Below are 14,143 nucleotides of genomic sequence, written 5' to 3' on the forward strand. Positions count from 1 at the left end.
CGGTACCGCTTTACGCGATCGGGTTCCTCAGCGTCCCGACCAGCTGGAGGGCCCCCGCCGGGTCGGCGAGGTCCACCATCTGCTCGTTGTCCCGCAGCTGGAGCCGGTTCAGGCAGGAGCGCGCGAACTCCGGGGCGAACATGTCGTACTGCTTGAACTTGTCGGCCAGCTGGGGCGTGGCCTCCTGGTACGTCGTCACGCATTCGGCGACGGCGCCCCAGAACGTCTCCTCGTCCACCAGGCCCTCGGTGACGAGGCTCGCGGACAGGAAGCGGAAGAAGCAGTCGAAGACGTCCGTGAAGATCGACAGGAGCTTCTGGTCGTCGGGGACCTCGACCCGCAGGCGTTCGACCGCGGGCGGCAGCACCGCGTCCGGGTCCATGACCGCGATCTCCTCGGCGATGTCCTTGAAGATCGCCCGCTGTACGACGCCGTCCTTCAGGACCAGGATGACGTTCTCGCCGTGCGGCATGTAGACGAGGTCGTACATGTAGAAGCTGTGCAGGAGCGGCGTCAGGTAGGCGTGCAGATAGCCGCGCAGCCATTCGGCGGGGGGGAGGCCCGAGCGCTCGATGAGGGCGCCCGCGAAGGACGCGCCCTCCAGGTCGGTGTGCAACAGGGAGGCCATCGTGGCCAGTTGCTCGCCCTCGGCCAGGGACGGGACGGGGCTCTCGCGCCACAGGGCCGCGAGCATTTTGCGGTACGGGGAGTAGCGGTCGGTCGCGGCCTCGTACTCCAGGTGGCGATAGCCGACGGCCGCGCGCTCGCGGATGATCGTGAGGCCGGTCGACTTCAGGGTCTCGTCGGTGTCGATGAGGTTCGCGAGCCAGTCGTTGATCGCCGGGGTCGCCTCCATGTACGCGGCCGAAAGCCCGCGCATGAAGCCCATGTTGATGACCGAGAGGGCCGTTTTGACGTAGTGCTTGGCCGGTTCGCTCTTGTTGAAGAACGTACGGATCGACTGCTGGGCCAGGTACTCGTCGTCGCCCTCGCCCAGGCAGACCAGGTGCCGCTGGGCGACCTCGGCGGCGAAGGTCACGGAGAGCTTGTTCCACCACTGCCAGGGGTGCGCCGGGATCAGGAGGTAGTCCTCCGGGTCCAGGCCCTGGTCGCGGAGTCTGCGGTCGAAGCGGTCCAGGGTCTCCTGGCCGAGCTCGGCGCGCAGGAACGACTCGTAGTCGATGCCGGCGCCCGCCGTGAACGCGGCCCGCTCCTTGCTCGCGGCCAGCCACACGAGCCGTACGGGGCTCGCGGTCTCGGGAGCGTACGAGAGGTACTCGTGCACGCCGAAGCCGAGCCGGCCGTTGTTGGCGACGAAGCAGGGATGGCCCTCGGTCATGCCCGTCTCGATCTCCTGGAAGCCGGAGCGGGAGAGCTCGGCGGCCGGGATCGCGGGCTTGGTGAGTTTGTAGCAGGTGCCGGAGAGCGTGGAGGAGATCTCCTCCAGGTAGACCGGCAGGATCTCGTCGCTCAGGCCGAGCGCCGTCCGCAGCTCGACGAAGAAGTCGAGGGCGTTCAGCGGGAGTTCGGTGCCGTCGCGGTGCCGGGAGATCGAGTCGGCGTCGACCTGCCAGTGGTCGAGCCGCAGCCGCTTGGCGGTGAAGCGGTAGCGGGTCAGGGCGTCGTCGCTGCGGATGACGTATTTGTCCTCACCCAGTGGCTCCGGGGTGAAGAGTCGCTCGTGGGAGAACTCGGCGATCGCCTTGCGGATGAGGAGACGGTTGGCCTGCTCCCAGCGCTCGGGGGAGAGGTGCGCCGTGGCGTCGGACAGGGTCATATCGCCGATTCCCTTTCGCGTACTGCTTCTTCGCGTACTGCTTCTTCGAACTGCTCGCGGGTGCAGAAGCTCAGCAGAGCCTTCTTCTCCGGCTTCTGGATGACCTCGGCCGCCCGGAAACCGACGGCTTCGTTGAGGGCGTGCACGGCCTTGTTGTCGACATCGGGCTCGACGACGACGCGCTGGGTCGCCGGGTCGGCGAAGAGCGTCTCCATCACCTTGGTGATCACGTCCCGGGTGAAGCCGGGGATGCGGACGTCGGAGGGCGCGGTGAGGAAGTGCATGCCCACGTCGCCGGGCTGCGGCTCGTAGAGGCCGACGAGCTCGACGTACCGGGGGTCGTAGCGCTCCATCAGGAAGGCGGGGACGCCTTTGAGGAGGCCGATGAACGCGTCGTGGTGCTCGTGGGCGGCGATCGCCATGTACTCGCGCTCGACGTCCGGCAGCGTCGCGTCCTGCATCATCCAGAACGAGGCCTTGGGGTGGGTGACCCAGCCGTGCAGGAGCTCGGCGTCCTTCAGGGGGTCGAGGGGGCGGAGGGTCAGCTCGGGTTCTGTGCTCATACGGCGAACTCCTGGAACGCGATGGACTTCTCGACGGGGTAGTACTCGGCGCCGAGCAGCTCACCGATGATGTACGCGTTGCGGTAGGGGCCCATGCCCAGGTCGGGGCTGGTCAGCGAGTGGGCGTGCACGGCGCCGTTCTGCAGGAAGATGCCGCGGCCCGTGGTGTCGATCGAGTAGTTGCGGGCGACCTCGAAGCGGCCGCGGCCGTCCCAGCGGATGCGGTCGCGCACGGGCTCCAGGAAGTCGGGCGTGACGTACTGGTAGCCGGTGGCCAGGATCAGGCCCTCGGACTCCAGCTCGAAGTCCTTGCCCTGCTCGTCCTGGCGCAGGCCCAGGGTGTAGGTGCCGTTCTCGTGACGGGCGCTCTGCAGCGAGGAGTTGGTGAGCAGCCGCGTCGGCACCGGGCCGCCGAGGTTCTTCTGGTAGAGGAGGTCGAATATCTCGTTGATCAGGTCGCCGTCGATGCCCTTGAAGAGCGTCTTCTGCTGGTCCTGGAGGCGGTAGCGGGTCGCCTCCGGCAGTGCGTGGAAGTAGTCGACGTACTCCGGAGAGGTCATCTCCAGCGTCAGCTTCGTGTATTCGAGGGGGAAGAAGCGGGGGGAGCGCGTGACCCAGTTGAGGCGGTAGCCGTGGACGTCGATCTCGCTCAGGAGGTCGTAGTAGATCTCGGCGGCGGACTGGCCGCTGCCGACGAGCGTGATCGACTCCTTCTTCTGGAGCTCCTGCTTGGACTGCAGGTAGCGGGAGTTGTGGATGAAGTCCCCGCCGAGGTCCGCGCACGACTCGGGGATGTGCGGCGGGGTGCCGGTACCGAGGACGAGGTGGCGGGCGCGGAAGGTGTCGCCCGTGGAGGTGTGGACGACGTACAGGTCGTCGGCGTACGTCACCTCGGTGACCGTCGTGCTGAAGCGGACCGAGGAGAGTTTCGCGGCGGCCCAGCGGCAGTAGTCGTTGTACTCGGTGCGCAGCGGATAGAAGTTCTCGCGGATGTAGAACGAGTACAGCCGCCCGGATTCCTTCAGGTAGTTGAGGAAGGAGTACGGGGACGTCGGGTCCGCGAGGGTCACCAGGTCCGACATGAACGGGGTCTGGAGGTGGGCGCCCTCCAGGAACATGCCCGAGTGCCACTCGAAGTCCGGCTTGGACTCAAGGAAGAGGCCGGTCAGCTCGTCGATCGGTTCGGTGAGGCAGGCGAGGCCGAGGTTGAAGGGGCCCAGGCCGATACCGATGAAGTCCAGTGGTTCCACCGGTTCCAGTGGTTCTCGGTGATCAGGAAGCGCGGTCAAGGGTCTCTCCCAGGTACTGCTCGGCGTGGCCGGCGATCAGATCGAGGACGGCCGTGATGTCGGCGACCGTGGTCTCGGGGTTGAGCAGGGTGAACTTGAGGTACTGGCGCTCGCCGACCTTGGTGCCCGCGACGACGGCGTCACCGGAGGCGAACAGGGCCTTGCGGGCGTAGAGGTTGGCGCGGTCGATGGCGGACGGGTCGCAGATCGACTCGGGGATGTAGCGGAAGACGAGCGTGGAGAGCCGGGGCTCCACCACGACGTCGTAGCGGGGGTCGGCGGCGAGCAGCTCCCAGCCCTCGACCGCCAGGTCGCAGACGGAGTCGAAGAGCTCGCCGATGGCGTCGGCGCCCATCACGCGCAGCGTCATCCACAGCTTCAGGGCGTCGAAGCGCCGCGTGGTCTGCAGGGACTTGTCGACCTGGTTGGGGATGCGCTCCTGCACCATGCGGCGCGGGTTGAGGTACTCCGCGTGGTATGTCGCGTGGCTCAGCGTGGCGCGGTCCCGCACCAGGACGGCGGAGGAACTCACCGGCTGGAAGAAGGACTTGTGGTAGTCGACGGTCACGGAGTCGGCGCGCTCGATGCCGTCGATGCGCCCGCGGTTCTTGCGCGAGGCGAGCAGACCGCAGCCGTACGCCGCGTCGACGTGCATCCAGGTGCCGTACTGCTGGCAGAGTTCGGCGATCTCGGGGAGCGGGTCGATGGAGCCGAAGTCGGTGGTGCCGGCGGTGGCGACGACCGCCATGGGGGTGAGGTCGTTGTCGCGGCAGCGCTCCAGCTCGCGGGCGAGGGCCACGGTCTGCATGCGCTTGTCGTGGTCGGTGGGGATGACGATCACGGCGTCCTCGCCGAGGCCGAGCAGCGTCGCGGCTTTCTGGATGCTGAAGTGGCCGACCTCGGAGGCGAAGATGCGCAGCCGGTCGGCCGGCAGGCCCGCCTTGGCTGCCTCCTCGCGGGCGAGCAGCATGGCCTGGAGGTTGGACTGCGAGCCGCCGCTGGTGAAGACGCCGTCGGCGGCCGGGCCGAGCCCGATGCGTTCGGCGGTCCAGTCGATGAGACGGCGCTCGATCAGTGTGCCGCCCGCGGACTGATCCCACGTATCGAGGGAAGAGTTGACCGCGGAGAGCACCGCCTCGCCGAGCACGGCCGGTATGACGACCGGGCAGTTGAGGTGCGCGAGGTAGCGGGGGTGGTGGAAGTACACGGCGTCGCGCAGGTAGAGCTCGTCGAGTTCGTCCAGGGCGGCGATGGTGTCGTGCAGGGGCTCGTCCAGGTCGACGGCCTCGATGCGGGGCGCGAGTTCGTCGACGGAGATGCCGGTGAAAGGGCGGGAGGTGGTGGCGATTCTGGCCGCCACCCGCTCGACTCCCTCGGTCACGGAACTGCGGTAACGCTCCGCGGTGGTGTCGTTGAGCAGGTGCGAGCGCATGAACTTCCTCTGGGTGAGGGGACTTGGGGGAAGTGAGGTAAGCCTAACCTAACTTCCTTGCGGGTTAAACCCAGGGGGTCCCTGTCGTCACCAGGAGGCACAAAAACGGAACAGCCCCCTCCGGAATGCGGAGAGGGCTGTGCTCGGGCGCGGGGTTCAGCGGTGTCAGCTGACCTTCTTGGCCTTCTCGATCGCGTCGGCGAGGTCCTCGAGGATCGGGGCGCACTTGTCGTACGAGTAGATGGGCTCGGTGACGCGGGGGATGACCTGTCCGGCCTTGACCGCGGGCAGCTTCGCCCAGGTCGGCTTCTCGATGTCAGCGGGCTGGATGGTCGCGGTGCGGTTGTCCATCATGATGACGTCCGCGGCGTGCTTGTTGACGTTCTCCCAGCTCAGGTTCTCGAACCAGCCGCCGCTCGCCTTCTTGGCGGCCTCGGACGGCTCGACGAAGTTCACGCCGAGGGACTTGAAGTACTCCAGGTCCGCGGAGAGGTTCGTGCCGGAGACGTAGAAGATGTCCTGGCTCGCCGAGCCGACGAGGACCTTGATGTCCTTGTTCGCCTTGGCGACCTTGCGCAGCCGCTCGGCGGCGGCCTCGAAGCGCTTCTTCGCCTTGACGACCTTCTCGGCCTTCACGTCCGCGCCGAGCGATTCGGCGAGCGCGAGGAGGCGCTGGAGGGGCTGGGTCATCTGGCGGTCGTAGACGCTGATGCCGACGCTGGGGGCGAGCTTGAGGATCTTGTCCTTGCTGTCCTCGGGGACGGACCAGAGGGTGCCCGCCGTGTCGAACATCGTGGAGACGAGGAGGTCGGGAGCGAGGCTCGCGTACTTCTCGATGTTGAACTTGCCCCACTCGTTGCCGAGGATCGTCAGCTTGCTGACATCCATGTCACCGGCCTGGACGTCGGCCTTGCCGTCCTTGGTCTTCGTCGGGCCGAAGACGCCCTTGACCTCGATGCCGTAGTCGAACAGGGCGGCGGCGACGCCGGTGAAGGCGACGATGTTCTGCGGGGTGCCCTTGCTCTTGGCGGTCGTGCCGCGGTCGTCCTTGAAGCTCCAGGGGCCGGAGTCGCCGGCGCTCTCCTTGCCCGCGCCGTCCTTCTTCTCGTCACCGCAGGCTGCCAGCAGGGCCGTGAGGCCGAGGGCACCGCCGGCGGCGAGGATGCCGCGGCGGGAGGGCTGAGGGAAGCGGGCGTGGGACATATGAGGGTCTCTGCTTTCGTGAGGACGGCGGCGCGGCGGGGCCACTGGCCGGAACTAGCGCTTAGGCTAACCTAACCTAAGCTGATGTCCAGTGGCCCCCGCGCTCGCCTTCCCCACCGCGGGCGTGGTTATCCCGCGAATCCCAGCTCCCTGGCGATCAGCATGCGCTGGACCTCGCTGGTGCCCTCGCCGATCTCCAGGATCTTGGAGTCGCGCCACATCCGTGCCACGGGGTACTCGTTCATGAAGCCGTACCCGCCGTGGATCTGGGTGGCCTCGCGCGCGTTGTCGACGGCGACCGTGGAGGAGTAGAGCTTCGCGATCGCCGCCTCCTTCTTGAAGGGCTCACCGCCGACGAGCCGTGACGCCGCGTCCCGCCAGCCGACCCGGGCCATGTGTGCCCGCATCTCCATGTCGGCGATTTTGAACTGGATCGCTTGGTTCGCCCCGATCGGCTTCCCGAAGGCGTGCCGCTCCTTGGCGTACTTCACGGACTCGTCGACGCAGCCCTGCGCGAGGCCCGTCGCGAGCGCGGAGATCGCGACCCGGCCCTCGTCCAGGATCCGCAGGAACTGCGCATAGCCGCGGCCCTCTTCACCCAAGAGGTTCGCCACCGGAACGCGCACATCGGCGAAGGACAGCTCGCGGGTGTCCGAGGCGTTCCAGCCGACCTTCGAGTACGGCGCCGCGACCGTGAACCCGGGCGTCCCGGACGGCACGATGATCGAGGAGATGAGCGGACGGCCGTCCGCCTTGCGGCCGGTGACGGCGGTGACCGTGACCAGGCCCGTGATGTCCGTGCCGGAGTTCGTGATGAAGCACTTGGAGCCGTTGATCACCCACTCGTCGCCGTCCCGCACCGCGGTCGTGCGCGTGCCGCCCGCGTCCGAGCCGCCGTCCGGCTCCGTCAGGCCGAAGGCGCCGAGGAGTTCACCGGAACAGAGCCGGGGCAGCCACTCCTGCTTCTGCTCGTCCGTGCCGTAGAGGTGGATCGGCATGGCGCCCAGCGAGACGCCCGCCTCCAGGGTGATCGCCACCGAGGAGTCGACCCGCGCCAGCTCCTCAAGCGCGATGCCGAGGGCGAGATAGTCGCCGCCCATGCCGCCGTACTCCTCGGGGAAGGGCAGGCCGAACAGGCCCATGCGGCCCATCTCGCGGACGATCTCGTACGGGAACTCATGCCGTTCGTACAGGTCGCCGATCTTCGGGGCGACGACCTCGTGCGCGAACTCCTCGACGGTGCGGCGGAGTTCCTCGTGCTCGGGGGACAGACGGTGATCCATCGTTCTTCACTGCTCCTGGTGGGAGGTGCCTGTCAGGGCACGGACGGTGCGGGACGGGCTGGGTCGGCCCAGTTGTTCGGCCATCCACGCGCTCGTGGCGGTGAGCTTGCCGAGATCGACGCCGGTCTCGATGCCGAGGCCGTCGAGCATCCATACGAGGTCTTCGGTGGCGAGATTGCCGGTGGCGCTCTTCGCGTACGGACAGCCGCCGAGGCCGCCCGCCGACGCGTCGACCGTGCGCACGCCGTGCTGCAGGGCGGCGAGGGTGTTCGAGAGCGCCTGGCCGTACGTGTCGTGGAAGTGCACGCCGATGCGGTCCGTCGGCACGCCCTCCTCGTTCAACTCGGCCAGGAGGGCCAGGACATGGCCCGGCGTGGCCACGCCGATGGTGTCGCCGAGGCTCAGCTCCTCGCAGCCCATGTCCAGGAGGGCCTTCGCGGTGCGGACGACCTGGGCGATGGGCACCGGGCCCTCCCACGGGTCGCCGAAGCACATGGAGAGATAGCCCCGCACATGCACCTTCTGCTCGCGCGCGCGGGCCACCACCGGCTCCGACATGGCGAGCGCCTCGGCCATCGTGCGGTTGAGGTTGGCCTTGGCGAAGGACTCCGTGGCGCTGACGAAGACGGCGATGCCGCGGGCGCCCAGTGCCAGGGCGCGGTCCAGGCCCCGGTCGTTGGGCACCAGGACGGGGAGCTTCGTCCCCTCGCCCTGCACGTCCCGCAGCAGCGGGAACAGCTGCTCGGAGTCGGCCAGTTGGGGCACCCACTTGGGGTGCACGAAGCTGGTCGCCTCGACGGTCGTGAGGCCCGCGGCGGCGAGGCGGCGGATGAACTCCGCCTTGATCTCGGTGGGGACGACCGCCTTCTCGTTCTGCAGGCCGTCCCGTGCGCCCACCTCGTAGATGCGGACGCGGGGCGGGAGATCCTGGGTGGGGACGGTCATGGGGAGGCCGAGCGTCCGGGCGTCGGTGGTCATTCCTTGTCTCCCTCCGCCTCGTCGGGGACCACCACGGCAAGCACCTGGTCCATGGCGACGGTCGAGCCCGGTGTGACGTCGAGTTCGCTGACGGTGCCCGCGTGCGGGGCGGAGATGACGTGCTCCATCTTCATGGCCTCCACCACCAGGAGGCTCTGCCCCTGGGTCACGTGGTCGCCGGTGGACACCTTGACGACCGTGACCGTGCCGGGCATGGGCGCGGTGAGGGCGTCGGCCCCGCTGTGGGCGGCGCCGGTGAGGCTCGCCGCCACGGGGTCGAAGTCCTGGACGTGCCAGGCGTCGCCGTCCCGGCCCAGCCAGTCGGCGGCGCGGTGGAAGGTGTGGGTGAGGCCGTCCACGTGCACCGTGACGCGGCCGGGCTCCACGGTGCGGTGGCCGGCGCCCGCGATGTGCGCGACGGGCTCGTGACCCGGGACGCGCAGGTGGTGCGTCAGCGGGGCCGGGGTGCCGCCGAGGCGCCAGCCCTTCGGCTCCGCGAACGGGTCCCGCCAGCCGTCACCGGCCGGTTCGAGGGTGGCGGTGCGGACGGCTGCCGCCGCCTCGTACACCTCGTCGGGCACTCCTTCGGGGACGAGGCCTTCCGCCTCGCGCTCCACGAGGCCCGTGTCCAGCTCACCGGAGACCACCGCCGGGTGGGCGAGGAGCCGCCGCAGGAACCCCGCGTTCGTCGGCACCCCCAGGGTGACCGTCCCGGCGAGCGCGGCCCGCAGCTTGCGCAGCGCGGTGGGGCGGTCGGGGCCGTACGCGATGACCTTCGACAGCATCGGGTCGTACAGACTCCCGACCTCCGTGCCCTCGCTCAGCCCGGAGTCGGTCCGCACGCCGTCGCCCTGCGGCTCGTGCAGCGCCAGGACCGTCCCACCGGACGGCAGGAAGCCGCGGGAGGGGTCCTCGGCGCAGACGCGGGCCTCGATCGCGTGGCCGGTGAGCGTGATGTCCCGCTGTGCGTACGGGAGTTCCTCGCCGGCGGCGACCCGCAGCTGCCACTCCACCAGGTCGATGCCGGTGATGAGCTCCGTCACCGGGTGCTCCACCTGGAGGCGGGTGTTCATCTCCATGAAGTAGTACGACGCCGGATCCTTGCCCGGCACGATGAACTCCACCGTGCCCGCGCCCGCATAGCCGCAGGAGCGCGCCGCCTGGACCGCCGCCTCGCCCATCGACGCGCGCGTGGCCTCGTCGAGCAGGACGCTGGGCGCCTCCTCGATGATCTTCTGGTGGCGCCGCTGGAGGGAGCACTCGCGCTCCCCGAGGTGGATCACGTTCCCGTGGCCGTCCGCGAGTACCTGGATCTCGATGTGCCGGGGACGGTCGATCCACCGCTCCACGAGCAGCGTGTCGTCACCGAAGGAGGACCGCGCCTCGCGCCGCGCGGCGGCGATCTCATCCGCGAGCAGCGCGGCGTCCCGCACCAGGCGCATGCCCTTGCCGCCGCCGCCCGCCGACGGCTTGAGCAGTACCGGCATGCCGATCTCCCGGGCGGCGTCGGCCAGTTGGGCGTCGGTCAGGCCGCTGCCCGACGAGCCGGGGACCACCGGGACCCCGGCCGCCTCGACCGTCTCCTTGGCGCGGATCTTGTCGCCCATCAGGTCGATCGCCGAGGCGGGCGGCCCGATGAAGACGAGACCCGCCGCCTCGCAGGCCCGCGCGAACTCCGCGTTCTCGGCGAGGAAGCCGTACCCCGGGTGGACGGCCTGGGCGCCGGACCGGGCCGCCGCCTCCAGGATGCGCTCGATGGACAGATAGCTCTCGGTGGCCGGTGCGGGACCGATCCGTACGGCCGTGTCCGCCTCGCGGACGTGCCGGGCGTCCGCGTCCGCGTCGCTGAAGACCGCGACGGAGCGGACGCCGAGCGCGCGCAGCGTGCGGATGACGCGGACCGCGATCTCGCCCCTGTTCGCGACCAGAACCGTGTCGAACATCGTCCCTCTCCCCGGGGTGGTCCCTTGCTGGAAGTCGCTCATCGTCCGCCCCTCACATCCGGAAGACGCCGAAGCCGGGCTCGCCCAGTGGTGCCTCGGCGCACGCGGTCAGGGCGAGGCCGAGGACCTGCCGGGTCTCCATGGGGTCGATCACGCCGTCGTCCCACAGCCGGGCCGTGGCGTAGTAGGCGTTGCCCTGCTGCTCGTACTGGGCACGGACCGGGTCCTTGAAGGCCTCCTCGTCCTGCGCCGACCACTCCTCGCCCCGCGCCTCCAACTGGTCGCGCTTGACGGTCGCGAGGACCGAGGCGGCCTGCTCGCCGCCCATCACGGAGATCTTGGCGTTCGGCCACATCCACAGGAAGCGGGGGGAGTAGGCGCGGCCGCACATCGAGTAGTTCCCCGCGCCGTACGAACCGCCGATCACGACCGTCAGCTTCGGCACGCGCGTGCAGGCCACCGCCGTCACCATCTTGGCGCCGTGCTTGGCGATGCCGCCCGCCTCGTAGTCCCGGCCGACCATGAATCCTGAGATGTTCTGCAGGAAGACGAGGGGGATGCCGCGCTGGTCGCACAGCTCGATGAAGTGGGCGCCCTTCTGGGCGGACTCGGAGAACAGGATGCCGTTGTTCGCGATGATGCCGACCGGGTGGCCGTGGATGTGGGCGAAGCCCGTCACCAGCGTCTGGCCGTACTCCGCCTTGAACTCGGCGAAGCGGGAGCCGTCGACCACGCGCGCGATGACCTCGCGGACGTCATAGGGGGTGCGGGAGTCCGTCGGTACCGCTCCGTAGAGCCCGAGGGGGTCGACCTTCGGCTCCTCCACCGGGCGGACGGACCACGGGAGTTCGGCGCGGTCGGGGAGCGTGGAGACGATCGTCCGCACGATGCGCAGTGCGTGCGCGTCGTCCTCGGCGAGGTGGTCGGTCACGCCGGAGACCCGGGAGTGGACCTCGCCGCCGCCGAGCTCCTCGGCCGTCACGACCTCGCCGGTCGCGGCCTTCACCAGGGGCGGGCCGCCGAGGAAGATCGTCCCCTGATTGCGGACGATCACCGCCTCGTCGCTCATCGCGGGGACGTACGCACCGCCCGCCGTGCACGAGCCGAGCACGGCAGCGATCTGCGGGACGCCCGCACCGGACATCCGCGCCTGGTTGTAGAAGATCCGCCCGAAGTGCTCGCGGTCCGGGAAGACGTCGTCCTGCATCGGCAGGAAGGCGCCGCCCGAGTCCACCAGGTACAGGCAGGGGAGGCGGTTCTCCAGCGCGACCTCCTGGGCGCGCAGATGCTTCTTCACCGTCATGGGGTAATACGTGCCGCCCTTGACGGTGGCGTCGTTCGCGACGATCACGCAGGTCCGCCCGGAGACCCGGCCGATGCCGGCGATGACCCCGGCCGCCGGTGCGTCCCCGCCGTACAGACCGTCGGCCGCGAGCGGTGCCAGCTCAAGGAAGGGCGACCCGGGGTCGAGCAGAGCGTCCACGCGGTCGCGGGGCAGCAGCTTGCCGCGCGCGACATGGCGGGCGCGGGCCCGCTCGCCACCGCCGAGCCTGGCCGCCGCGAGCTTGGCCCGCAGCTCGTCGACCAGGGCGCGGTGCCCCGCCTCGTTCGTCCGCCAGGTCTGCGACGCGGGATCGGCCGCGCTCGCAAGGACTGGTGCCGGCTGCATCAGTCGAGCCCCCTTGCTCGGTCCACTCGATGGCCGCGGTCCGCTCGGTGGTTAATGAGCGTTAACGCGTTTCGTTCAGGTTAACGAGCGCTAACCGCCCTGTCTAGAATTGATTCCATGGCCACCAGAACCGACGCCCCCACCCGTCGCGAGCAGATCCTCAGGGAAGCCGCCCGGCTCTTCGCCGAGCGCGGCTTCCACGGAGTCGGAGTGGACGAGATAGGAGCCGCCGTCGGCATCAGCGGACCCGGTCTCTACCGCCACTTCGCGGGCAAGGACGCGATGCTCGCCGAGCTGCTCGTCGGCATCAGCGGGCAGCTGCTGACCGGCGGCAAACGGTGTGTGGCCGAAGCGGACGGTTCGCCGGAGCGGGTGCTCGACGCGCTCATCGAGGGGCACATCGACTTCGCCCTCGACGACCGCTCGCTGATCACCCTGCACGACCGCGAGCTCGACCGCCTGCGGGACACCGACCGCAAGCTGGTCCGCCAGCTCCAGCGGCAGTACGTGGAGATCTGGGTCGACGTCGTGCGCAAGGTCTATCCGGACCTCGCCGAGAACGCCGCCCGCGTCTGCGTGCACGCGGTCTTCGGGCTGCTCAACTCCACGCCCCACCTGAGCCGCCGCGACGCGCTGCCCAGCCGTGCGGCCATGGCGGAGCTGCTGCACGGTCTGGCGCGCGGGGCCTTCGCTTCGGCGGTGGCGTGACGGGAGCGACAGGACTTCTCTCTGGACGGTCCGGTGACCGACGGGTAACGTTGCCCTGAGCAAGCGCTTAGTCGCGTTGCGCTCGGCCGAGCCTGGTGTCGTATCGAAGGAGTTTTCCGTGCGCCGTACCGTTTTCAATGAAGACCACGAGGCGTTCCGGGAGACCCTGCGCGCCTTCATCGAGGCCGAGGTCGTCCCGGTCCACGAGGAGTGGTTCGCCGCCGGCCAGGTGCCGCGCGAGTTCTACTACAAGCTCGCCGAGCTGGGCCTCTTCGGCATCAGCGTCCCCGAGGAGTTCGGCGGCGCGGGCATCGACTCGCACAAGTTCGAGGCGATCCAGTACGAGGAGACGGCCCGCGCGGGCGTCACCTTCGGCGGCTCCGGCGTCCACGTGCTGCTCGCCCTGCCGTACATCAAGGCGCTCGGCACCGACGAGCAGAAGAAGCGGTACCTGGAGAAGTTCGTCTCCGCCGAGGAGATGTGGGCCCTGGCGATGACCGAGCCGGGCACCGGCTCCGACCTCGCGGGCATGAAGACCACCGCCAAGCTCTCCGAGGACGGCACGCACTACGTCCTCAACGGCTCCAAGACCTTCATCACCGGCGGCGTGCACGCCGACCGCGTGATCGTCTGCGCCCGTACGTCCGCGCCCACCGCCGAGGACCGCCGCTTCGGCATCTCCCTCTTCGCCGTGGACACCAAGTCCGAGGGCTACTCCATCGGCCGCAAGCTCGACAAGCTCGGCCTGAAGACCTCCGACACCGCCGAGCTGGCGTTCGTCGACGTCAAGGTGCCCGTCGAGGACCTCCTCGGCGAGGAGAACAAGGGCTTCTACTACCTCGGGAGCAACCTGCCCTCCGAGCGCTGGGGCATCGCCTACGGCGCGTACGCGCAGGCCAAGGCCGCTGTCCGGTTCGCCAAGGAGTACGTCCAGGACCGCACGGTCTTCGGCAAGACGGTCGCCTCCTTCCAGAACACCAAGTTCGAGCTGGCCGCCTGCCAGGCCGAGGTGGATGCGGCCGAGGCCGTCGCCGACCGCGCCCTGGAGGCCCTGGACGCGGGCGAGCTGACCGCCGCCGAGGCCGCCTCCGCGAAGCTCTTCAACACCGAGGTCGCGCACCGCGTCATCGACAAGTGCCTCCAGCTGCACGGCGGCTACGGCTTCATGAACGAGTACCCCATCGCCCGTCTGTACGCGGACAACCGCGTCAACCGCATCTACGGCGGCACCAGCGAGGTCATGAAGATGATCATCGCCAAGAACATGGGCCTGTAAAGATCGCCCTGTAGAACTTGAT

11 protein-coding genes are annotated in these 14,143 nt (G+C 69.2%); 2 read left to right on the top strand and 9 right to left on the bottom strand.

Features of this window, described 5'->3' with window-relative positions:
- Positions 1 to 10: 10 nt before the first annotated feature.
- The 9 genes from OG302_RS26630 to OG302_RS26670 form a co-directional block, all read right to left on the bottom strand.
- Complete coding sequence (locus OG302_RS26630) at positions 11 to 1,777, bottom strand: IucA/IucC family siderophore biosynthesis protein (RefSeq protein ID WP_371529072.1); 1,767 nt, start codon at positions 1,775 to 1,777, stop codon at positions 11 to 13.
- Positions 1,774 to 2,340, bottom strand: a complete 567-nt coding sequence (locus OG302_RS26635) for a GNAT family N-acetyltransferase (RefSeq protein ID WP_371529073.1) — start codon at positions 2,338 to 2,340, stop codon at positions 1,774 to 1,776. Before OG302_RS26635 ends, OG302_RS26630 begins: the two co-directional genes overlap by 4 nt.
- Positions 2,337 to 3,572 (bottom strand): lysine N(6)-hydroxylase/L-ornithine N(5)-oxygenase family protein, encoded by a 1,236-nt coding sequence (locus OG302_RS26640; protein WP_371750241.1) that lies wholly within the window; start codon positions 3,570 to 3,572, stop codon positions 2,337 to 2,339. The genes OG302_RS26635 and OG302_RS26640 overlap by 4 nt, the downstream gene beginning before the upstream one ends.
- A 40-nt stretch (positions 3,573 to 3,612) precedes the next feature.
- Entirely contained in the window at positions 3,613 to 5,061 is a 1,449-nt protein-coding gene (locus OG302_RS26645) for an aspartate aminotransferase family protein (RefSeq protein WP_371529074.1), read from the bottom strand.
- Between the two features lie 165 nt (positions 5,062 to 5,226).
- The gene (locus tag OG302_RS26650; protein ID WP_371529075.1) at positions 5,227 to 6,264 is read right to left on the bottom strand and encodes an ABC transporter substrate-binding protein; all 1,038 of its coding nucleotides are present in this window, start codon (positions 6,262 to 6,264) and stop codon (positions 5,227 to 5,229) included.
- A gap of 128 nt (positions 6,265 to 6,392) precedes the next feature.
- A complete protein-coding gene (locus OG302_RS26655) occupies positions 6,393 to 7,547 on the bottom strand; it encodes an acyl-CoA dehydrogenase family protein (protein WP_371529076.1) in 1,155 nt (384 codons plus the stop codon).
- Between the two features lie 6 nt (positions 7,548 to 7,553).
- Positions 7,554 to 8,525 (bottom strand): hydroxymethylglutaryl-CoA lyase, encoded by a 972-nt coding sequence (locus tag OG302_RS26660; RefSeq protein WP_371529077.1) that lies wholly within the window; start codon positions 8,523 to 8,525, stop codon positions 7,554 to 7,556.
- A complete protein-coding gene (locus OG302_RS26665) occupies positions 8,522 to 10,468 on the bottom strand; it encodes an acetyl-CoA carboxylase biotin carboxylase subunit (RefSeq protein ID WP_371529078.1) in 1,947 nt (648 codons plus the stop codon). The genes OG302_RS26660 and OG302_RS26665 overlap by 4 nt, the downstream gene beginning before the upstream one ends.
- A gap of 52 nt (positions 10,469 to 10,520) precedes the next feature.
- Entirely contained in the window at positions 10,521 to 12,137 is a 1,617-nt protein-coding gene (locus OG302_RS26670; protein WP_371529079.1) for a carboxyl transferase domain-containing protein, read from the bottom strand.
- Between the two features lie 117 nt (positions 12,138 to 12,254).
- Here OG302_RS26670 and OG302_RS26675 point away from each other — a divergent pair, with 117 nt between their 5' ends.
- The gene (locus OG302_RS26675) at positions 12,255 to 12,845 is read left to right on the top strand and encodes a TetR/AcrR family transcriptional regulator (protein WP_361836171.1); all 591 of its coding nucleotides are present in this window, start codon (positions 12,255 to 12,257) and stop codon (positions 12,843 to 12,845) included.
- Between the two features lie 118 nt (positions 12,846 to 12,963).
- A complete protein-coding gene (locus OG302_RS26680; RefSeq protein WP_361836168.1) occupies positions 12,964 to 14,121 on the top strand; it encodes an acyl-CoA dehydrogenase family protein in 1,158 nt (385 codons plus the stop codon).
- Positions 14,122 to 14,143: the final 22 nt, after the last annotated feature.

The sequence above is a fragment of the Streptomyces sp. NBC_01283 genome, from assembly GCF_041435335.1.
GTDB lineage: Bacteria > Actinomycetota > Actinomycetes > Streptomycetales > Streptomycetaceae > Streptomyces.

Bases quoted from the DNA above. Each gene is read 5' to 3' on its own strand.
- OG302_RS26630 (WP_371529072.1), bottom strand. From the start codon at position 1,777: ATGACCCTGTCCGACGCCACGGCGCACCTCTCCCCCGAGCGCTGGGAG.
- OG302_RS26635 (WP_371529073.1), bottom strand. From the start codon at position 2,340: ATGAGCACAGAACCCGAGCTGACCCTCCGCCCCCTCGACCCCCTGAAG.
- OG302_RS26655 (WP_371529076.1), bottom strand. From the start codon at position 7,547: ATGGATCACCGTCTGTCCCCCGAGCACGAGGAACTCCGCCGCACCGTC.
- OG302_RS26650 (WP_371529075.1), bottom strand. From the start codon at position 6,264: ATGTCCCACGCCCGCTTCCCTCAGCCCTCCCGCCGCGGCATCCTCGCC.
- OG302_RS26660 (WP_371529077.1), bottom strand. From the start codon at position 8,525: ATGACCACCGACGCCCGGACGCTCGGCCTCCCCATGACCGTCCCCACC.
- OG302_RS26645 (WP_371529074.1), bottom strand. From the start codon at position 5,061: ATGCGCTCGCACCTGCTCAACGACACCACCGCGGAGCGTTACCGCAGT.
- OG302_RS26670 (WP_371529079.1), bottom strand. From the start codon at position 12,137: ATGCAGCCGGCACCAGTCCTTGCGAGCGCGGCCGATCCCGCGTCGCAG.
- OG302_RS26675 (WP_361836171.1), top strand. From the start codon at position 12,255: ATGGCCACCAGAACCGACGCCCCCACCCGTCGCGAGCAGATCCTCAGG.
- OG302_RS26665 (WP_371529078.1), bottom strand. From the start codon at position 10,468: ATGTTCGACACGGTTCTGGTCGCGAACAGGGGCGAGATCGCGGTCCGC.